The following is a 19,916-nucleotide window of genomic DNA, read 5'->3' as shown; positions in this document are numbered from 1 at the left end:
TTGGCAGTTGACCAACGAGCTTTTTTGTGAAAAAAAGTGAAAACTATTTGTTCGGAAAATAGTTTTGATTGCATGGTAAATCATGACGTAATTATTGTAGGCGCAGGCATGGCGGGGCTTACCTGTGCTACTTATCTAAACCGTTTTGGGGTTTCATCGTTGGTATTGGAAGCGTCGGAGGCCGTAGGTGGCCGCGTTAGAACCGACAAAATGGATGGTTTTTTACTAGACCGTGGATTTCAAATTCTTCTAACGGCATACCCCGAGGCGCAAAAACTGCTTGATTACCAGGCCCTTGATTTGAAGTGCTTTAAGTCGGGGGCGCTAATACGCCTCGACGGCGCTTTTTCGGTCATGAGCGACCCTTTTAAAGAGCCTTCTCAATTGGTTAATACGTTGCTTTCTCCCGTAGGTTCGTTGGTGGACAAACTCAAGGTTTTACAGTTGTCGAATGAGGTTTCTAAGGAATCAACGGATGCTTTTTTCAACGATAAATCCACCGATACGCTGTCGTATTTGCGCGATTTGGGTTGGAGTGAAGGTATGATTAGGAACTTTTTTAAACCTTTTTTTGGAGGTGTTTTTCTGGAAAATGAGCTGGCAACGTCGAGTAATTTTTTTCGGTTTGTTTTCAAACAATTTTACAACGGAGAAGCTGTAATTCCCGCTCAAGGAATGCAGGAAATCCCGAATCAGTTGGCGGCAAAATTGCCCGAAGGCACAGTTCGATTGCAGACGAAAGTTGCTAAAATTGTTGGCAATACGGTGACTTTGGCCGACGGTAACACCCTCACCGCAAAGGCCGTGGTGGTAGCAACAGATGCTTCACAAGCAGATCGACTTTTGGGCAGAAACATTCTTCGGACTTTCAATAAAACTACCTGTACTTACTTCGCCGCCGAGCGTTCTCCGTTGACGGAAAAAATGCTGGCTTTGAATCCCAATCGCCTTTCGACCGTTCATAACCTATGCGTGCCAAGCGACATCGCGCCTTCGTATGCCCCCGCAGGAAAATCGTTGGTGTCGGTGAGTACGCAAGCACTGGAAGGCGTGGATGAACAAAAACTGACGGCACACATTGTCAAGGAGTTGACCGAATGGTTCGGAGCTGATGTGAAGTCGTGGAAACACCTACGGACGTATCATTTACCCGAATCGTTGTTGAGTTTTCCTGCCAATTCAGCAGCAACTTCATTAAAAATAACCGATACTTTGTACGAATGTGGTGACCACGTAGCGTATCCATCCCTCAATGCCGCCATGGCAACGGGTAGGAAAGTTGCGGAGATGATTGCCGATAAGAACTAAGCCAATCCCCGCCAATGCTGGTTTGATTCACCAACCGAACGCCCGTGGGGAGTAGGGGAGCGGCAGTGCCTTTTTGAATCGCTTTTGCATTCTTAAAAATGTGTATTTCGTCAAAAATTCCTTCGTTTAGGAACGTTTGCAATATCAACGTTCCTCCCTCTACGATGACCGATTGAATTTTGCGTTGGTATAAATCGGTCAGCAGGTGTTTGAGGAAATTTTCGTCAAAATCAATTTGGACAAAGGTCGTATTGCCTTGTTCTTCGTTCTTGAAAGCGTTGTAACATAGGGTCTTTTGTGAATTGTCAAACAAGTGCAAATCCTGCGGAAGTCGTAATGTACGGTCAATGATAATTCGAGTGGGGTGAGGACCTTCCCAAAGCCGAGTATTCAACTGTGGGTTGTCGTGAAGCGCCGTGTTGGTTCCTACCAAAATGGCATCTTCTTCACTACGCCACTGATGACTCAACACCCGTGATTGCAAGCAACTGATAGAAAGAGGTTGTTTGTCTTCGTCGGCAATGAAACCATCGGCGGTTTCGGCCCATTTTAAGAGGATATAAGGGCGTTTTTGCTCAAAAAATGTAAAAAAACGGGCGTTTAGTCGCCGTCCTTCTTCTACCAAAATTCCATTAATTACTTCAATTCCTGCCTCTCTGAGTTTTTGAATTCCTTTTCCTGCCACCAGCGGATTGGGGTCGTCGTTGCAAATAACGACCTTTTTGACTCTTTTTTCGACCAACAAATCCGCGCAAGGCGGTGTCTTGCCGAAATGTGAGCAAGGTTCTAGGGTAACATAGACGGTGCTCTCGGGCAAAAAATGTTCGTTACCGCGAGCAATCGCGTCATTGACGGCATTGACCTCTGCGTGCCAATCGCCGTAGCGACGGTGCCAGCCTTCTCCAATGATTGTATCTTCGTGCACAATCACACAGCCCACCATGGGATTGGGGCTTACGTTTCCTCGTCCAAGTGCGGCTAGTTCAAGCGCACGAACCATGTATTTTTCAATCATTTGAAAGCGATTTAATTCATTGTCTTAGGGTGTACGAATAAATACAGGAGATGGTAGCATTCTTTTTAAAACACATAGAGGACATTAGAATAAACACATAGTAAACATAGACCTTTGGATTTGTGTGCTATGTGAAAATTCTATGTGGCCTATGTGTTTACGTTTGCTGAGTCGCCTGAAAAGTTTCCTATACCCAATCTGAAATAAACGAGACAAAAAAACAGATAACTCATTACTTTTGCACACTTTTCTGAAAAATAGACAAAAAGTAAATTTTTAATTTGATACTGACGTGATAACAACCATTATAGGAATTGGACTTTTGGGAGGGTCGTACGCCCTCTCTTTGCGTGATAAATACCCCAAAATGCACTTTGTCGGCGTTGATGCCTCCGAAGTTCACGGGCGATTGGCGGTGGCCAAAGGCATTGTGGACGAAATATTGCCGCTCGAATTGGCCGTCCCTAAGTCGGATTTAGTGGTCTTGGCTGTTCCCGTAAACCACATTGTTACGCTAGTCCCGCAAGTGCTTGATTTAATCGGCGATAAGGGAACAGTGATCGATTTAGGTTCTACCAAACGGCTAATTTGCGAAACGGCAGATACACATCCAAAACGCCATCGCTTTGTGGCAGCGCACCCAATGGCGGGAACTGAAAACTCAGGGCCGTCGGCGGCTTTTCGGGAGTTATTGCCTGAAAAAAATGTGATTTTGTGCGATTGCGAAAAAAGTAGCCCAGAATGTGTGGCGTTGGCGGAAGCATTGTTCCGCGACATTGGCATGAAAATCCACTACATGACTCCTGCCGAGCACGATTTGCACTTGGCCTATGTGTCGCATTTGAGCCACGTTACCTCCTTTGCTTTGGGCTATACCGTGCTTGAAAAAGAGCGAGACGAGCAAAATATCTTTGACATGGCCAGTACGGGCTTTAGTTCAACGGTGCGTTTGGCCAAAAGTTCACCCGCGATGTGGGCACCGATTTTTGATCAAAATCGCGAAAACCTCTCACGTGCTTTGGGCGATTACATCGAGTTTTTGCAGCAATACAAGCAGTTTATCGACGACCGCGATGTAAAATCAAGCTTTGATTTTATGCAGCGGGCCAACGACATCCGCCGTATTTTGTCGGGCATTGAAAAACGGTAAGCTATACTTCTTTAGCAACTGTTTGTCGGCGTAATCGGTAAATAAAGTCATAATCTCTCTTACATTTGTGCAGGATTATTCCAACTAAACCAAGTAGATGAGCAACAAAATCTATGACAATGCAAGCCTCAGATAAAATTCAGATTTTAGACACAAAAAACGAAGAAGCATTGCTCGGTGGCGGTGCCAAGCGCATTGAGCAGCAGCACAAAAAAGGGAAACTTCACGCCCGTGAGCGCGTAGAGTTGTTGCTCGACCCAGGCTCTTTTGAAGAAATTGGGAAGTTTGTTATGCACCGCTGCAAAGATTTTGGCCTCGACAAAGAATATTATTTGGGCGACGGCGTCATTACGGGTTATGGCACCATCGACGGACGTTTAGTCTATGTTTTTGCCCAAGATTTTACGGTTTTTGGAGGTTCGTTGTCAGAAACTCACGCTGAAAAAATCTGTAAAATCATGGATTTGGCCATGAAAAATGGTGCACCCGTGATTGGATTGAACGATTCGGGTGGCGCTCGTATTCAAGAAGGTGTATTGTCGTTGGCAGGTTATGCCGATATTTTTTACAAAAATACCTTAGCTTCGGGAGTCATTCCCCAAATATCGGCCATTATGGGGCCGTGTGCGGGCGGTGCTGTCTATTCACCAGCCATTACCGACTTTATTATGATGGTAGAAAACACGTCGTACATGTTTGTGACGGGCCCCAACGTGGTAAAAACCGTTACCCACGAAGACGTAACTTCGGAAGAGTTGGGTGGAGCAATGACGCACGCGTCAAAGTCGGGCGTGACGCATTTTGTGAGTGCCAACGAAGTGGAATGTATCAGTGATATTCGTCGTTTGTTGAGCTACATGCCGCAAAACTGCGAAGAAGAAGCCCCTGCGTTACCCTACGAAGGTGGCAATGAAAAGCGGGCTAAACTAGCTACAATTATTCCCGAAAATCCTAACCAACCGTACGATATGCGGGAGGTCATCAGTGAAATTGTCGATGAGGGAAGCTTTTGGGAAGTTCATAAATATTTTGCCGAAAACATTGTTGTAGGTTTTGCGCGCCTGGGCGGGCGTAGCATTGGAATTGTTGCCAATCAGCCCGCTGTTTTAGCGGGCGTACTAGATATTGATTCAAGCACGAAAGGTGCGCGTTTTGTGCGTTTCTGCGATAGTTTTAACATTCCATTGCTTGTGCTTGAAGACGTTCCAGGTTTCTTGCCAGGTACCGACCAAGAATGGAACGCAATTATCACCAACGGTGCCAAATTGTTGTACGCGTTTTGCGAAGCGACTGTGCCAAGAGTAACGGTTATTACCCGCAAAGCCTACGGTGGGGCTTATGACGTGATGAACTCAAAGCACATCGGTGCCGACATGAACTACGCTTGGCCAAGCGCCGAGATTGCGGTGATGGGTGCCAGCGGGGCAGCCGAAATTATTTTCAAAAAAGAGATTGCCGAAGCGGAAGACCCTGCGGCCAAATTACAGGAAAAAGTCCAAGAATATACCGAAAAATTTGCTAATCCCTATCGTGCTGCTCACCGTGGCTACATCGACGAAGTGATTTACCCTGAGCAAACGCGCGAAAAATTGTTGCGCGCTTTCAAAATGCTTGAAAACAAAGTAGCGACGCTTCCCAAGAAAAAGCATGGGAATATTCCTTTGTAATACCTTACCTTCCCGAAAGTTTTAAACTTTCGGGAAGGTTCAAAACTTTCGGAAGGGTTTGAACTTTCGGGAAGGTAACCTACTCAAAAAATTGAGCGTGAAAATTCATCATAAAAACTTCGTCCGTGGCGCGGGTTACGGCGGTGTAAAGCCAACGCACAAATTCACGGTTCAGTTGATCTTCGGGCAGAAAACCTTGGTTCACAAACACCGCCTTCCACTGCCCACCTTGTGATTTGTGACAAGTCAGGGCATACGCAAATTTTACCTGTAAAGCATTCAAATACACGTCCTGACGGATTGCTTCCGTGCGTGCTTTTTTCGTTTTAAGGTATTGGTAATCTTGCGAAACAGCATCGTACAGCCGCCGATTTTCTTCTTGACTCAGCGACGGACTTGGGGAGTGTAGTGTATCTAAAAATATTTTTGCTTCAAACGGCGGTTGGTCTTCGTAATCAAGCAGTTGTAGTTCGACAGTGGCAAAGCGGAAACCGTGAACTTCTTCTTCGCGGCGGATTCGTTTTACTTCCACAAAATCACCATTGGCCAGAAAGCCTGCGGGTGACTCTTCGCCTAAAACGGTGTAATTGTTTCGTACAATCATCAGCAAATCGCCCGTGTCTAATTCTTCTTCGGCACCGTTGATTTGTCGCCTTACAAACTGATTGAGCTGTACGGCTTCACGGTTTGAGCGGGTTATAATCGTCACATTTTCACGTCCATATTTATCATACGCATACCGCAAACCATCTTCAAGGCGGTCGCTGGGCATTTTATAAAAATCCCGTAAACCTTTGGTTTGTAGTTGAATAGAAAGTTTTTCTTTGGGCAACGAATCCCGCAAGCGTGTGGCATTATGAAGAATACCAGAATCTTGCCCTTGGCGGGTCACTTCGGTCAGTTCTTGCTCATAGACGCTCATGTAATAAGCGGCTTCGAGCACCGATTTATCGAGGGCGGGGCTGATGTCTTTGTTGACAGGAGGCAGCTGAGCTACATCCCCCACAATCAGGATTTTATTCCCAATTCCTTCAAAAACATATTCTATCAGGTCAGATAGTAATCCGCGTGAGCCAAACTCCGCTTCGTCCGAAATCATGGAAGCTTCATCTACAATAAAGAGCGTGTCGCGGTGTTTGTTGGATTGTAATTCAAAGTGTAAAGCGCCTGTATAAGCATCGGCTACTTGGCGATAAATTTTTTTGTGAATGGTCAATGCTTTTTTGCGCGAGTAGTTGGCCATTACTTTGGCGGCTCGGCCAGTCGGCGCAAGCAAAACTGTCTTAAATCCAAATTTGGGAAGTACTTTGATGAGTGTGCTAATCAGTGTCGTTTTACCTGTACCCGCATACCCTTTCAGCAAAAAACAATCACGTAGGTTTTCATCTTCCAAAAATTCGGCTATTTTTAGGAAAAAATGTTCTTGTCCAGCAGTGGGCTCGTGCGGAAAACTCTTTTTGAGCAAATCAGACGGCGAAGGAGGCGATGTTTCTTTCATGTATCCAAAACTACGGCAGGAATGCAAAATTCACAACCATTTAAAATTATTCCCAACTAAAAGTTGCCATTATCAAAGAAAAAAAACTATTTTGATGCCAGTAACGTGTTCAAAATGGAAACACCATCTTGTAAAACCCGTAGTTAATCTTTTATAAATCCTATAACTTAACCTTCCAAATGAACATTAAAAATGTACTTCGCGACAAGTCTCGCAATGCGATTTTCTCAGTAACTTCCGAAACAACCGTGTATGAAGCGCTTCAACAAATGGCTGAAAAAAACATTGGAGCGGTATTGGTCATCGACGAGGGAAATCTTACAGGGATTTTTTCGGAACGGGATTATGCCCGTAAAGGAATTTTGCAAGGTCGTTCGTCTCAAAGCACCTTAATCAGGGACGTGATGACCTCGAAATTGATAACAGTGAGCTCCGAACAAAAGTTGGAAGAGGCCATGTTGATTATGTCAGAAAAGCACATTCGCCACTTGCCCGTGGTGGATGAGGGCGAACTGATTGGAATTATTTCTATCAACGACGTTGTTTCGAGTATTATCAAGGACCAAAAAGCACGCATCCAATCGCTCGAAAGCTATATTTCGGGTAGCCCATATTAATATATGCGTATCTTTGCAGCCTTGTAAGAAAACCAAAACTGTTTTTCAACCGTTGGAAAAGGCGAGAGAAGAAGTAGCACGACTTTATGGAAACCGACTTCGCATACGTGTTTGCGGGGTGTGTATCCAACATAATAAAATATTGATGTTGAGTCACCGTGGTATCGGGAATACCGATGTTTTTTGGTGTCCGCCTGGGGGAGGTATCCAATTTGAGGAATCAACCTTAGAAGCCTTACAGCGTGAGTTTGTGGAAGAAACAGGCTTAGAGGTGGAAGTAGGGAATTTGTTGTTTGTCAATGAATTTATGCAACCACCTCTGCACGCGTTGGAATTATTTTTTGAAGTGAAAGTGGTCGGTGGACAACAGCACCTTGGAAGTGACCCCGAAATGACCGATGCCAACCAAATTATTCAAGAAATGAAATGGATGAGTATCGAAGACATAAAAAAATATCCTGCGAACGAAGTTCATGCCATGTTTAAGTATTGCGACTCGCTGGAAGCTATTTATGACTTAAAAGGGTACTTAGGACACGTCCCTGCCGAAATACACGACGAACGTAGCACAAGACAAATCGTATTTCAAAACTGATGATTGGTACGCAAGTGGCTATTACTCCATTGTTGGAGATTAAAGACCCTTCTTTCAACCCCGATAAGTGCGCCGAGTACGAATTGATGCTGGAATTAGGGGTTGAACGTTTTCGGTTTTTTGTATTAGAAAGCAAAACCAAGCACGTCTTGTGTTTGGAAGATTATTCTATTGGCGGACTTCCCATGGAAAATAAATGGGTTGTTTGGCTGAAACAATTGTACGAAGAGCACCCATTTTTGAACAGTAACCTTTGGAAGAACGTATCTGTGTGTTTCAATACACCTTCTTTTACCCTGATTCCCGACGTCTTTTTTCGGAAAGAATACGCCAATAGCTACTTGGGATTGGTACAAGGAGAGGTGCCAGAAGGAGAGCACTTGTTGCACCACGAGGTTCGTAAACTTGGTGCGCGTAATGTGTTTATGGTAGAAAAAGAAATCTGGGAATGGTTTTTGACAACTTATACGCAGCACGTACCCCATTTTATTCACCAAACGAGCGCACTTATTGAAGGAACGCTCAGCTTGGCGTCGGTAGAAAAAGCACGGACTTTGCTGACCTGTTATTTTGAGGACGACTTTGTGACGTTGACAGTTGCAAAAGCAGATAAGTTGCTGTTTTGTAATAAGTTTGGTTACAAATCGGCCAGTGATATGGGGTATTTTGTGATGTTTGTGCTCGATTCTCTTGGTCTTGCGCAAGAAAATGTGCTTTGTAACATCTACGGCGAAACAACCCCGTACTCAGAAGATTATCAATTGCTTCAGAAATTTTTACCCTATCTGCAATTAGGTAAAAACCCGACGGGTTTTTTGTTGAAGGAAGCCTTTGAAGACCTTCCAGAACACCGTTATTTTAGCCTTTATAACGTTTATTTTGCAACCCAACCTCCCAAAAAATGACAGATCGCATCGCTCTTTTTCCTGGATCATTTGACCCATTTACTAAAGGCCATGAAGACATTGTCTTGCGGGGGCTTAATCTGTTTGATCAGATTATTGTGGGAATAGGACACAACTCTAACAAAAAAAGGTATTTTCCCGTAGAGGCCATGCAAGGCTTGATTGAAAAAACCTTTGAAGCTTTTCCGCAGGTAAGTGTCGTTACGTATGATGATCTGACGGCCAATATGGCACGCTCACTTGGTGCCCGATTTTTGGTAAGAGGTTTGCGAAATACCACAGATTTTGAATACGAAAACAGCATTTCACAAGTAAACCGCCACGTTTATCCCGACGTAGAAACGGTATTTTTGATTACGTCGCCCCATTTAGCTCCCATAAGTTCGACGATTATTCGTGAATTGCACAAGTACGGCCATAACGTAGATGAGTATCTGCCTTATCAGTTGTCAGAAGTTACCATTTAGGTACGTTACGGTGGGGATTTTTAGGCGCTTCTGGGTCATAGCTGACAAAAATATTGATCCATAACAATCGACCCCAGCGAAAAAAAAGTGGTTGTGAAATGATAATAACGGGGATTAACACGCCCAAAACGTAAAAAATGTTTATTTCCAGCAATACTACACAGGTAATAAACACAGAGGCAATCAGCGCAGTGTAAAGCGCGTAGCTGCCGTACATCCCTCCAAAATAAAAGCCAGGTTCTCGCTCGAATGGCTCGTTGCAGACTTCGCAGTGGTCATTCATTTTGTCGAAGTCTTTAAAATTGAACGGATTATCGTTTTTGAAAAAAGCACCCTCGTGGCAATGCGGGCATTTGTTGCCAAAAATACTGTATAGTTTGGTTCCTTTTAACATGAGTGGCATCGGTAGTTACTGCCCAAAAGTACGCCTTTTTTACTACATCTTACAGCAAACTACCGTTGAGCAGCCCTTTTTCAAGCGCAACTCCAAATACCTTCGATCGAAGTGCGTCGGACGCTTGTCCCCAATCACGTAGATTGTGCGCGTTACTTCCCAAAAAGTCCACGAGTCCTTCATTGATGAGCCGCTCGGCTAGGAGGCGAGTGGCGGGATGATTCGATTGCCATGCTCCAAGATTTACCTGAAAAAGAACACCACTTCGATGTAGCCGAAGCACTTGATTAAAATCTTGTTGCAAATAATAATAACGCTCGGGATGGGCTAAAACGGGCGTCAGTTGTTGTTTTTGTATGAGTGAAATGGCATCATTCAAGAATGACGGAAGTCCCACAATGCCTGTTTCAAAGAGTAAGTAGTTGTTGGCAATCGTTAAAAGTGGTTGTTGGGTATCAAGAAGTGATAAAAAAGAAACATCAAGGTAATATTCTGCTGCTACTTCCAACTCAATGGGGATACATCGGCGAATGAGAGCGTGGTTGAGTACCTTTTTGGAAATTTGAATATCCTCAAAACTGTTTGGGTAATAGTCGCCCATGATGTGCGGAGTAGCAATGACTTTACGAACACCTTTAGAAGCCATTTCGTGCAACAAAGTAAGCGCGTCTTCGAGGGTTTCTGGGCCATTGTCTAACTTTGGCAGTACGTGCGCGTGCATATCTACTGTAAAAGCAGAAGAACGTGGGATGGTGTCGGGCGTTCGGTTGCGCTTTAAAAATGAGAATGGCATAAACGAATCAAATCATGGAAAACCTTTTGTACTATTTAGGTATATCATTCCCATGAATTGTGCCAAACTTTCCCCCTAAAAAAAATAAATTCTTTTGCCTTTTAAAACATAAATACGCGGTTTTTTAACTCTTTTGGTACATCAAAAAAAGGCAAAGTACAAAGTGTGGTATGTAAATTGCTAAAAGGAAATTTGGTCAAATTGGGGTAGCTCAAGGTCTTTTGAGGAGACAATAGGGTTAGTTACTTGCCAGTCGATATTAAGCGTAGGGTCATTCCACAGAATACCTCCTTCGGCGGCTTTATTATATAGATTGGTACATTTATAAATAAATACCGAATCCTCTAAAGCGACAAATCCGTGGGCGAAACCTTCGGGTACATAAAATAGATTTCCGCGGGTTGCGTCAAGTTCTACAACTTCGTATTGGCCAAAGGTAGGAGAGTCGGGACGGATATCAACGGCAAAATCTAACACACGACCCATAACAACCCGAACCAATTTTCCTTGAGCGTGTGGCTCCCGTTGAAAATGCAAACCACGTACTACCCCTTTTTTGGAAAAAGACTGGTTATCTTGTACAAAATGAGTGGGCAATCCGTGGACCTCGAATGCTTGCTTATTGTAAGTCTCAAAAAAATACCCTCTTTCATCTTTATAAACCGTTGGTATAATTTCTAGCAATCCTTCGAGCGATTTTTTGATAACTTGCATAGGTGAGTTAAGATTGAAAACTTCGACAAAATTAGATAAATTGAACGAATGACGAAAAAAAGAATATATTGGATTTGCCAAGTTGGAGGATGGACGGCGCTAATTCTTTCTGAATTAGCGATTTATACCCTCGAAGGAGAGGTAACAACTGGGGACTTTTTTTTCGCTCTGGCTAATATTTTAGTCTGTGTTTTACTTACCCATTTCTATCGCCTAATCGTGCGGGAGCAAAATTGGGTGAGCTTGCCCGTATATCAAATTGCCCTTAGGGTTATCATTTCTGGATTAAGTTTAGGACTTTTAATGACCCTGATGAATTACCCAATTGATTTAAAAGTCTTGAAGGATACCTTTAAAAGCCAACCCTACATCTTTTTTGCTGATTGGCTTTCGTGGAGTAAAAGCATGTTTATGTGGGTGTTGAGTTATACGGTTTACCATTACGTAGAACACAAACTAGATGCTGAAATCGAGCGTATTTTACTTAAAACTTCTATCAAAGAGTCGGAAGCAAAAGTACTTCGCTCTCAGCTGAACCCACACTTTGTTTTTAATGCCCTCAATTCGATTCGGGCGTTGGTGTCGGAAGACCCTTCCAAGGCACAGCAAGGTGTTACGCAGCTATCTAATATCCTTCGCAATTCGTTGTTGGCCGATCGCCGTAAAACCGTGGAATTACGGGAAGAACTCAAAACAGTAGAAGACTATTTAAGCCTTGAAAAAGTTCGTTATGAAGAACGTTTGAAAGCCGACTTCCACATTGACCCCAAAACGGTTTACTTACAAGTACCACCCATGATGCTGCAAACCTTGGTCGAAAATGCCATCAAACACGGCGTCCAGAAAGCCATGAGCGGAGGTTTTGTACAAGTAACCACGTTCCTCGAAGGAGATTACGTTCACATCCATATCCGAAATACGGGCGTTTTGGCCAAAAAAGACAGCATTGACAAACAAAAAGAAGCCAGCGGTTTTGGGCTCGAAAATACCGAACGTCGCTTACATTTGTTGTACGGTGAAGATGCCAAGTTCCGAATCTTTCAAGAATCGGAAGAGGTGGTTCGGGCCGAAATCATCGTTCCTACCCAAACCGAGGGCGTTTTTAAGAGTGGCTCCAGCCTTTCTTTTTCAAAATTGACCTCCCAAACTTCGTAAGAGAATCTACTAATATATAACCAATAACCGTGGCTTGCCCACTTAACTACCACGAATGAAAGCCCTTATTATTGATGATGAACGGTTGGCGCGAAACGAACTGCGTCGCTTACTTGAAAATTTTCCTAAAATTGAAATAGTGGGAGAAGCTGCTAACGCCGACGAAGCTAAAAAACTCGTTGAAGAGCTTCGCCCCGACTTGCTTTTTTTGGATATTCAAATGCCAGGCAAAAATGGATTTGAATTGTTGGAGTCGCTCGAAGATGATACCATTCCCGAGGTGATTTTTACAACTGCTTACGATGAATATGCGCTCAAAGCGTTTGAATACAATGCCTTGGACTACATCCTCAAGCCAATTGATTTGGCGCGTTTGAGCGAGGCTGTTCACCGCGTTTTTGAAGAATTTGACCGTAAGCACGAAGGAGAATCGGTGTCTGAGCGTAAAATTTTGGGCGAAAACGACCAAGTATTTATCAAGGACGGCGAAAAATGTTGGTTTGTAAAATTAGGGAAGGTGCGTCTTTTTGAGTCGATGGGTAACTATGTCCGTTTACATTTTGATGACCAAAAACCATTGGTTCTCAAGTCTTTGAACGCCCTAGAAGAGCGACTTGACCCCGTGTGTTTTTTCCGTGCGAATCGCAAACACATCATCAATTTGCAGTGGATTGACAAAATTGAGCCGTGGTTTTCGGGAGGGCTTTTGGTTACGTTGAGAGGAAGCGGGGAGAAAATAGAAATCTCGCGCCGCCAAGCCATCCGTTTCAAAGACATGCTGAGTTTGTAAGAAATAACGCCAAATTGTATGGCCCTTCTTCCTCTAGGAGAAGGGCTTTTTTGTTTTATTTATTACGTTCAATCGTAAACTGCACCAAGCCTTCTAAGGAATTACGATATGCCGATTCGGGGAAAGAATGTAAGATAACCTTAGCCTCGTCCACCAAGCGCTGCATGGCCTGCGTAGCGTACTGGATACCACCCGATTCGCGAACAAATTTGATGACTTCCGCTACTTTTTGTGGCTTGTCGCTGTGGTTTTTAATGAGATTGATGATGTGGCGTTTCGTACTCCAAGAAGATTGACTCAACGCATGAATGAGCGGAAGCGTCATTTTTTTCTCTTTGATATCAATACCGAGCGGTTTGCCAACTTCCGCATCGCCAAAGTCAAAGAGGTCATCTTTGATTTGGAATGCAAGTCCGACTTTTTCGCCAAACTCTCTCATTTTTTCCACTAAATCTTCGGTTGCACCTGCCGACTGGGCACCTACAGCGCAGCATGAGGCAATAAGTGAAGCCGTTTTCTGCCGAATGATTTGAAAGTAAACTTCCTCCGTTATATCTAACCGACGGGCTTTGGCCAGCTGGAGCAATTCACCTTCACTCATTTCACGAACGGCATTTGAAACGAGCTGTAGGAGCGTAAAGTCTTTATTATCAACGGATAAAAGCAGCCCTCGTGAGAGTAAATAGTCGCCTACTAAAACGGCAATTTTATTTTTCCAAAGTGCATTAACTGAGAAAAAACCACGTCGGTAGTTGGAGTCATCCACCACATCGTCGTGAACAAGGGTCGCAGTATGTAGCAATTCAATAAGGGCAGCGCCTCGGTACGTAGCTTCGGTAATTGTACCACTTACGCCCGCCGTTAAAAAAACAAACATGGGCCTCAGTTGTTTGCCTTTACGACGGACAATGTAATTCATGATTTGGTCGAGGAGCATTACCTCGCTTTTCATAAACTGCCGAAATTTGCTTTCAAAAGCATCCATTTCGGAGGCAATCGGCGCCTGAATATCTTTTATTGAGTGGGACATATTATCAGTGGGCTATTCAGTAAACAATGAATGTGGCAAAAATAGTTTAGCTGAAAGTGCCTGCAACTTTAACCTTTTTTTGATTTGTTGTCTAACAAACGCCAAATTTGGGACAAAATCTATTAACATTACACCAAAGTGGCATAATTTGTTTGGAATTTGTGAAGTAAATAAAAAAATCAGGCTAAAGATAGTAGTATGAGAGCATTAGTATTGGGCGGTGGTTCGCTTAAAGGGGCATTTCAAGCGGGCGTTATTCAAGCGATTTTGGAGGAAGGTTTTGAACCCGAAATGATTTACGGAGTATCGGTCGGAAGTTTGAATGCAAGTTATTTGGTAAACGAAGCGGGGCGTCAGACAATTGAGCATAAAAAAATTGATTGGCCGCGTTTGAGCCGCCTTCTCATAGAGTTTTGGATTAAGAATATTACGGGGCCTGAGTCAATTGCCAAACCCCGTTCACGACTTACCTTGGGATTCGATACGTTAATGAGCCGATTTGATGGCCTTTTGGACAATACACCCCTAAAAAACTTGCTTCGCTCAAACGTGGATGAATTTATTTTACGCACAAGCCCCATCAAGCTCAAAGTAGGAGCGGTGGATGTTATCAGCGGAAAAATGGTGTACGCCACGCCCCAAGAACCTGATTTTTTGGATTATGTCCTTGCAAGTAGCTCATTGCCAACGATTATGCCGCCTGTCTTGATCAAAGGCCAGCGAAAAACAGCCTTGCTAGATGGAGGCATGAGGGTAGTGGCACCTCTAAAAGCAGCCTTAGAAGACGGAGCGACCGAAGTGGTGTGTGTGGCTTGCCACTCCGAACATATTTATGGTGAAACGGTCAATTACCGAAATGTGTTGCAATTGATGGAGCGGGTAAAGGACATCAATGTCAACCAAATTGTAAACAGTGACATCGCGTGGGCGCAAAGCTATGTCGAAAATGAAAACTTAAAAGGACGCCCGCTGAAACTAAAGGTTATTCGTCCCCACGAGCCTTTACACTTAGATATGCTCAAATTTCAATCTGAAGACATTGTACGGCTGATTGTACAGGGATATAAAACCGGAGTTGAATATATTCAAACAGAAGACAACAAGTATTTTTTTTCAAAGTAAGTAGTTATGCAAATTACCATTCGTAAAGGTGCACCTGAAGATGTGCCGCAAGTATTCGCTTTGGTTCAGGAGCTTGCCTTGTATGAGCGTGCGCCTGAGCAAGTCACCAACACCCCTGAAATGATGTTGAAAGACGGCTTTGGCCCAGAACCTATTTTTGGCCTTTTTGTGGCGGAGGTAGATAGACAAATCGTCGGGATTTCGCTCTATTATTATCGGTATTCGACTTGGAAAGGAAAACGACTCTATTTGGAGGATTTGATTGTGACGGAGTCGATGCGGGGGCATGGATTGGGAAAGATGCTGTTGGATACCACCGTTCAAGAGGCAAAAGATACAAATTGTACTGGGGTAATGTGGCAAGTGCTGGATTGGAATGAGCCATCCATTAAGTTTTATGAACGCTACGGCGCGCGTTTGGATGGAGAGTGGATCAATTGTCATTTGGATTTTTAAAGGTCAGAGAAGGATGGGTATTGCTGAAAATATACAACAAATAGTAACTGAAATTTCACCTGCTGCACGGCTCATTGCAGTGACAAAAACCAAGCCCGTTGAGATGTTAATGGAAGCATATCAGGCTGGTTTTAAGCGGTATGGAGAAAATAAAGTGCAAGAAATGGTAGGTAAATACGAACAAATGCCGAAAGACATTGAGTGGCATTTGATTGGTCATTTACAAAGCAATAAAGTCAAATACATGGCTTCTTTTGTGGCCATGATTCACTCAGTAGATAGCCTGAAATTATTGCAAGAAATTAACAAACAGGCAGCCAAAAACAACCGAGTGATTGACTGTTTATTGCAGGTATTTATTGCCCAAGAAGAAACAAAATTTGGACTTTCTGAAGAAGAACTCGGGGAGCTATTGCTTTCTGATGAATTAAAATCAATGCAAAATGTGCGTATTGTTGGGCTGATGGGAATGGCATCAAACACCGATGACGAAGACCAAGTGCGTTTGGAATTTAGAGGCTTAAAACAGCTTTTTGACAAGCTAAATGCACGCGCGGCTGATTTTCCTGCAAATGTTGACCTTAAAGAAATTTCGATGGGCATGAGCGGAGATTACCCCATTGCGGTGGAAGAAGGAAGTACGCTCGTCCGCGTAGGTAGCGCCATCTTTGGCTCACGCTAAGCGTGAAGAGGGATGCTCACATCCCGACGCTTTTGTGTGAAGGGTTGCTCACAACCCGATTATGGTGTGTGGCGGGTTGTGAGCAACCCGATTACCAACCCGATGACTTAAACGAGAAAGCCCCGACCATGCGGTCGGGGCTTTTTTCTTTATTCAGTACAGCAGAACTTAAGCGATAACGACACAATCGCCGCGTTCTACTTCGTGTTCTACTTTCTTGTATTTCACATCTTTTACCACACGGCCATCGCGGTACTGAACCGTTACTTTTTGGTTACGGTCGGCGATTTTGATGGCACGTACAGGCATCGTTTTTTCGGTTTGACGAGCCGCGTAGGCATCTGGGCCACCTACTTCTGCAAAATCTTCATCTTCGCGGTTGGTATGAAGTTCTGGTTCAGGCTGACGAACTTGGCGTTGCGGTTGTTGTTGCGGTGGTTCTTCTTGAGGAATGAACGATTTTACCAAGAAACTAATCGTTTCGAAGTTAACCTTACTCATTAGTTTCTTGAACAACTCAATCGACTCAAACTTATAAATCAACAATGGGTCTTTTTGCTCGTAAGCCGCGTTTTGTACCGACTGTTTGAGGTCGTCCATGTCGCGAAGGTGCTCTTTCCATTCTTGGTCAATGAGCGAAAGAACTACAAATTTCTCCATTTCACGCACAATCTCACGACCGTTTGATTCAATGGCTTTCACGAGATTGACGCCAATTTGCGTGCCTTTGATACCATCAGTGAAAGGAATCACGATTTCTTGGATGGTGCCACCGCGTTCTTCGTGGATTTGTTTCAGTATCGGCAATACTTGTTCCGCTATAAACTTATTTTTGGTTGCATAGTGGCCTTCAGCCGCTTCGTACAAGCGTTGAACTCGTTGTTCAGGTTTTAGCTTGTTGTAGTCATCGCGCGTAAATGGTGGTTCAATGCCAAAATTGGTAATGACGGCCAATTCGAGTTCGTCGAAGCTACCTTCGGTATTGTTGATGATTTCGTTACAAACATCGTACATGGTGTCAGCAATGTCAATCGCGAGACGATCCCCAAAAAGGGCATTCCGACGGCGTTTGTAGATGCTTTCACGCTGCATGTTCATGACGTCATCGTATTCAAGGAGGCGCTTACGTGTACCGAAGTTGTTTTCTTCCACTTTTTTCTGCGCTCTTTCAATCGACTTTGACACCATCGAGTGCTGAATCACTTCACCTTCTTCCAAGCCCATGCGGTCCATTACACCCGCGATGCGGTCAGAACCAAACATACGCATTAGCCCATCTTCCAATGACACAAAGAACTGTGACGTTCCTGGGTCTCCTTGGCGACCTGCACGACCACGCAACTGACGGTCAACGCGGCGGCTTTCGTGGCGTTCGGTACCAATGATGGCCAAACCTCCCGCTGCTTTTGACTCAGGTGTAAGCTTGATGTCGGTACCACGACCTGCCATGTTGGTTGCAATCGTAACCGTTCCAGGTTTCCCTGCTTCCGATACAATTTCGGCTTCGCGTTGGTGTTGTTTGGCGTTCAAGACTTGGTGTGGAATCTTACGGAGGGTAAGCATACGGCTCAATAATTCTGAGTTTTCAACCGAAGTTGTACCCACCAACACTGGGCGTCCTTTGCCTACCAACTCAACGATTTCGTCCACCACGGCGTTGTATTTCTCCCGTACCGAACGATATACTTTATCTTCTTCGTCCTTACGCGCAATCGGAATGTTGGTAGGAATACTAACAACGTCCAACTTATAAATTGTCCAGAATTCACCTGCTTCGGTTTGGGCAGTACCTGTCATACCACAAAGCTTGTGATACATACGGAAGTAGTTTTGGAGCGTTACCGTAGCGTACGTCTGCGTAGCGTCTTCTACTTTTACGTTTTCTTTGGCTTCCACAGCTTGGTGCAATCCGTCTGACCAACGGCGCCCTTCCATGATACGGCCCGTTTGTTCGTCAACGATTTTTACCTTTCCGTCCATCAACACATAGTCAACGTCGCGTTCAAACAACGAATAGGCTTTCAACAACTGTTGGATTGTGTGAATACGTTGCGTTTTGACCGAATAATCGCGCAACACTTCTTCTTTACGAATAAGTTTTTGCTGATCGGTAAGCTCAGCGTCTTTGTCAATCGCATTCAAATCAATCGACAAGTCAGGCAATACGAAGAAGTTAGGGTCTTCGGCTGAGCCTGTCATATAGTCAAGCCCCTTTTCAGTAAGCTCGATGCTATTGTTTTTTTCTTCAATGGTAAAATAGAGTGGAGCATCGGCTTCTGGCATCAACTTTTGGTTTTCTGCCAAATAGATTTTCTCCGTTTCCTGCATGAGGGTTTTGATACCCGTTTCACTCAAGAACTTAATAAGCGGTTTGTATTTGGGGAAACCACGGTGTGCACGGAAGAGGGCCAAACCTCCTTCTTTTTTGTCGCCAGCCGCAATTTTCTTTTTGGCTTCGTTGAGCAAATCCGTCACGAGGCGTTTTTGGGCTTCTACAATGCGCGATACGCGGGGTTTAAGCTCGGCAAAATCTTGTTCGTCGCCGCGCGGTACAGGGCCGCTGATAATCAGAGGCGTACGGGCGTCGTCAATCAAAACGGAGTCAACCTCATCGACCATTGCAAAGTGGTGTTTGCGTTGCACAAGCTCTTCGGGCGAGTGCGCCATGTTGTCGCGAAGGTAATCAAAACCAAATTCGTTGTTGGTTCCGTAAGTGATGTCAGCCAAATAGGCTTGGCGGCGCGCGTAGGTATTGGGTTGGTGGCGGTCGATACAATCAACCCGCAAACCATGAAATTCAAATAGAGGAGCATTCCACTCACTATCGCGGCGGGCAAGGTAGTCGTTGACCGTCACGACGTGCACGCCTTGACCTGCAATGGCATTCAAGAAAGCAGGTAGCGTAGCCACGAGGGTTTTACCTTCTCCCGTAGCCATTTCGGAAATTTTCCCTTGGTGCAATACCGTTCCCCCGATGATTTGCACATCATAGTGAACCATGTTCCACTTGATAGGGTGGCCTGCCACATCCCAAGTCGTTCTCCAAATAGCCTTATCGCCGTCGATGGTAATATGATTTTTCCTAATTGCGAGTTCGTGGTCTAAAAGACTGGCAGTGACCTCAAGACTTTCATTTTCGGTAAAACGACGCGCCGTTTCTTTGACAATGGCAAAGGCGGTGGGCAAAATCTGCATCAAGACTTTTTCCAACTCTTTGTCGCGTTCTAGCCCAAGGCTGTCAATTTTTTTGAAAATGTTCTCTTTGGCATCAACGTCCATATCAGCATTGGTAGCCACTTGCTGGCGCAGCGCGTCTATTTGGTCGTCGATGGCCTTGAGTTCATTCGCAATAAAGGTCTTGAGTTCTTGCGTTGCGTTTCGAAGCTGGTCATGGCTGAGTGTACGTAGTTTAGCAAATTCGGCATTTACTTTATCCACGTAGGGGGCAAGTTCTTTCAAATCACGTTCCGATTTGGTCCCAAACAGCCCAGAAAAACTTTTTGTGAGGAATTTAATCATTGTTACTGTATGAGTCAACCAACAAAGGCCAACGGTTTA

General features: G+C 44.3%; 19 protein-coding genes. 12 read left to right on the top strand and 7 right to left on the bottom strand.

The features are described 5' to 3' along the window. The first annotated feature begins 72 nt into the window (after window positions 1-72). Window positions 73-1,308, top strand: coding sequence for an NAD(P)/FAD-dependent oxidoreductase (locus DTQ70_RS11800; protein WP_122930983.1), 1,236 nt, complete (start codon window positions 73-75; stop codon window positions 1,306-1,308). Here DTQ70_RS11800 and ribD read toward each other — a convergent pair. After that, window positions 1,250-2,323 carry a bifunctional diaminohydroxyphosphoribosylaminopyrimidine deaminase/5-amino-6-(5-phosphoribosylamino)uracil reductase RibD gene (ribD, locus tag DTQ70_RS11795; RefSeq protein WP_122930982.1) on the bottom strand — a complete coding sequence of 358 codons (1,074 nt, stop codon included), beginning with the start codon at window positions 2,321-2,323 and terminating at the stop codon, window positions 1,250-1,252. The genes DTQ70_RS11800 and ribD overlap by 59 nt on opposite strands. Window positions 2,324-2,615: 292 nt before the next feature. On the opposite strand from ribD, the gene DTQ70_RS11790 reads away from it, so the two are divergent. Together DTQ70_RS11790 and DTQ70_RS11785 are read left to right on the top strand one after the other, a co-directional pair. Further along, a complete protein-coding gene (locus DTQ70_RS11790) occupies window positions 2,616-3,473 on the top strand; it encodes a prephenate dehydrogenase (RefSeq protein ID WP_122930981.1) in 858 nt (285 codons plus the stop codon). Window positions 3,474-3,592: 119 nt separating this feature from the next. Next, entirely contained in the window at window positions 3,593-5,140 is a 1,548-nt protein-coding gene (locus tag DTQ70_RS11785) for an acyl-CoA carboxylase subunit beta (RefSeq protein ID WP_409050425.1), read from the top strand. 79 nt (window positions 5,141-5,219) lie between these two features. Here DTQ70_RS11785 and DTQ70_RS11780 read toward each other — a convergent pair whose 3' ends face one another. Next, entirely contained in the window at window positions 5,220-6,638 is a 1,419-nt protein-coding gene (locus DTQ70_RS11780; protein ID WP_122930979.1) for an ATP-dependent RecD-like DNA helicase, read from the bottom strand. A gap of 179 nt (window positions 6,639-6,817) precedes the next feature. Here DTQ70_RS11780 and DTQ70_RS11775 point away from each other — a divergent pair, with 179 nt between their 5' ends. The 4 genes from DTQ70_RS11775 to coaD are packed head-to-tail and all read left to right on the top strand — an operon-like array spanning window position 6,818 to window position 9,222. Continuing rightward, the gene (locus tag DTQ70_RS11775) at window positions 6,818-7,255 is read left to right on the top strand and encodes a CBS domain-containing protein (RefSeq protein WP_122930978.1); all 438 of its coding nucleotides are present in this window, start codon (window positions 6,818-6,820) and stop codon (window positions 7,253-7,255) included. Window positions 7,256-7,307: 52 nt separating this feature from the next. Next, window positions 7,308-7,850, top strand: a complete 543-nt coding sequence (locus tag DTQ70_RS11770; RefSeq protein ID WP_122934379.1) for an NUDIX domain-containing protein — start codon at window positions 7,308-7,310, stop codon at window positions 7,848-7,850. Next, complete coding sequence (locus tag DTQ70_RS11765; RefSeq protein ID WP_122930977.1) at window positions 7,850-8,755, top strand: DUF3822 family protein; 906 nt, start codon at window positions 7,850-7,852, stop codon at window positions 8,753-8,755. The genes DTQ70_RS11770 and DTQ70_RS11765 overlap by 1 nt, the downstream gene beginning before the upstream one ends. Then, entirely contained in the window at window positions 8,752-9,222 is a 471-nt protein-coding gene (coaD, locus tag DTQ70_RS11760; RefSeq protein WP_122930976.1) for a pantetheine-phosphate adenylyltransferase, read from the top strand. Before DTQ70_RS11765 ends, coaD begins: the two co-directional genes overlap by 4 nt. Here coaD and DTQ70_RS11755 read toward each other — a convergent pair. The 3 genes from DTQ70_RS11755 to rfbC all read right to left on the bottom strand — a co-directional run bounded on the left by DTQ70_RS11755 (window position 9,212) and on the right by rfbC (window position 11,123). Then, entirely contained in the window at window positions 9,212-9,616 is a 405-nt protein-coding gene (locus DTQ70_RS11755; RefSeq protein ID WP_122930975.1) for a DUF983 domain-containing protein, read from the bottom strand. The two genes, coaD and DTQ70_RS11755, sit on opposite strands and share 11 nt — an antisense overlap. Before the next feature lie 49 nt (window positions 9,617-9,665). Continuing rightward, window positions 9,666-10,409, bottom strand: coding sequence for a tyrosine-protein phosphatase (locus DTQ70_RS11750; RefSeq protein WP_122930974.1), 744 nt, complete (start codon window positions 10,407-10,409; stop codon window positions 9,666-9,668). A 180-nt stretch (window positions 10,410-10,589) separates the two neighbouring features. After that, entirely contained in the window at window positions 10,590-11,123 is a 534-nt protein-coding gene (gene rfbC, locus DTQ70_RS11745; RefSeq protein WP_122930973.1) for a dTDP-4-dehydrorhamnose 3,5-epimerase, read from the bottom strand. 48 nt (window positions 11,124-11,171) lie between these two features. Between rfbC and DTQ70_RS11740 the strand changes: the two genes are divergently transcribed. Together DTQ70_RS11740 and DTQ70_RS11735 are read left to right on the top strand one after the other, a co-directional pair. Then, entirely contained in the window at window positions 11,172-12,278 is a 1,107-nt protein-coding gene (locus DTQ70_RS11740) for a sensor histidine kinase (protein ID WP_122930972.1), read from the top strand. 55 nt (window positions 12,279-12,333) lie between these two features. Further along, window positions 12,334-13,068: a LytTR family DNA-binding domain-containing protein gene (locus DTQ70_RS11735; protein ID WP_122930971.1), complete on the top strand. Its 735-nt coding sequence runs from the start codon at window positions 12,334-12,336 to the stop codon at window positions 13,066-13,068. Window positions 13,069-13,123: 55 nt separating this feature from the next. Here DTQ70_RS11735 and DTQ70_RS11730 read toward each other — a convergent pair whose 3' ends face one another. After that, window positions 13,124-14,098, bottom strand: coding sequence for a polyprenyl synthetase family protein (locus DTQ70_RS11730; protein WP_122930970.1), 975 nt, complete (start codon window positions 14,096-14,098; stop codon window positions 13,124-13,126). Between the two features lie 198 nt (window positions 14,099-14,296). Between DTQ70_RS11730 and DTQ70_RS11725 the strand changes: the two genes are divergently transcribed. Genes DTQ70_RS11725 through DTQ70_RS11715 form a run of 3 tightly spaced genes read left to right on the top strand, consistent with a single transcriptional unit; the run spans window position 14,297 to window position 16,358 of the window. Further along, window positions 14,297-15,220 carry a patatin-like phospholipase family protein gene (locus tag DTQ70_RS11725; RefSeq protein ID WP_122930969.1) on the top strand — a complete coding sequence of 308 codons (924 nt, stop codon included), beginning with the start codon at window positions 14,297-14,299 and terminating at the stop codon, window positions 15,218-15,220. 6 nt (window positions 15,221-15,226) lie between these two features. After that, window positions 15,227-15,676 carry a GNAT family N-acetyltransferase gene (locus tag DTQ70_RS11720; protein WP_122930968.1) on the top strand — a complete coding sequence of 150 codons (450 nt, stop codon included), beginning with the start codon at window positions 15,227-15,229 and terminating at the stop codon, window positions 15,674-15,676. A 13-nt stretch (window positions 15,677-15,689) separates the two neighbouring features. Beyond that, entirely contained in the window at window positions 15,690-16,358 is a 669-nt protein-coding gene (locus tag DTQ70_RS11715; RefSeq protein ID WP_122930967.1) for a YggS family pyridoxal phosphate-dependent enzyme, read from the top strand. Window positions 16,359-16,526: 168 nt separating this feature from the next. On the opposite strand, the gene secA is transcribed toward DTQ70_RS11715, so the two are convergent. Next, a complete protein-coding gene (gene secA / locus DTQ70_RS11710) occupies window positions 16,527-19,877 on the bottom strand; it encodes a preprotein translocase subunit SecA (protein ID WP_122930966.1) in 3,351 nt (1,116 codons plus the stop codon). Between the last annotated feature and the right edge of the window lie 39 nt (window positions 19,878-19,916).

Origin of the sequence: Runella sp. SP2 (assembly GCF_003711225.1) — a bacterium.
GTDB lineage: Bacteria > Bacteroidota > Bacteroidia > Cytophagales > Spirosomataceae > Runella.
The sequence above is the reverse complement of the archived record's forward strand: the minus strand, read 5'-3'. Positions and strand labels throughout refer to the sequence as shown.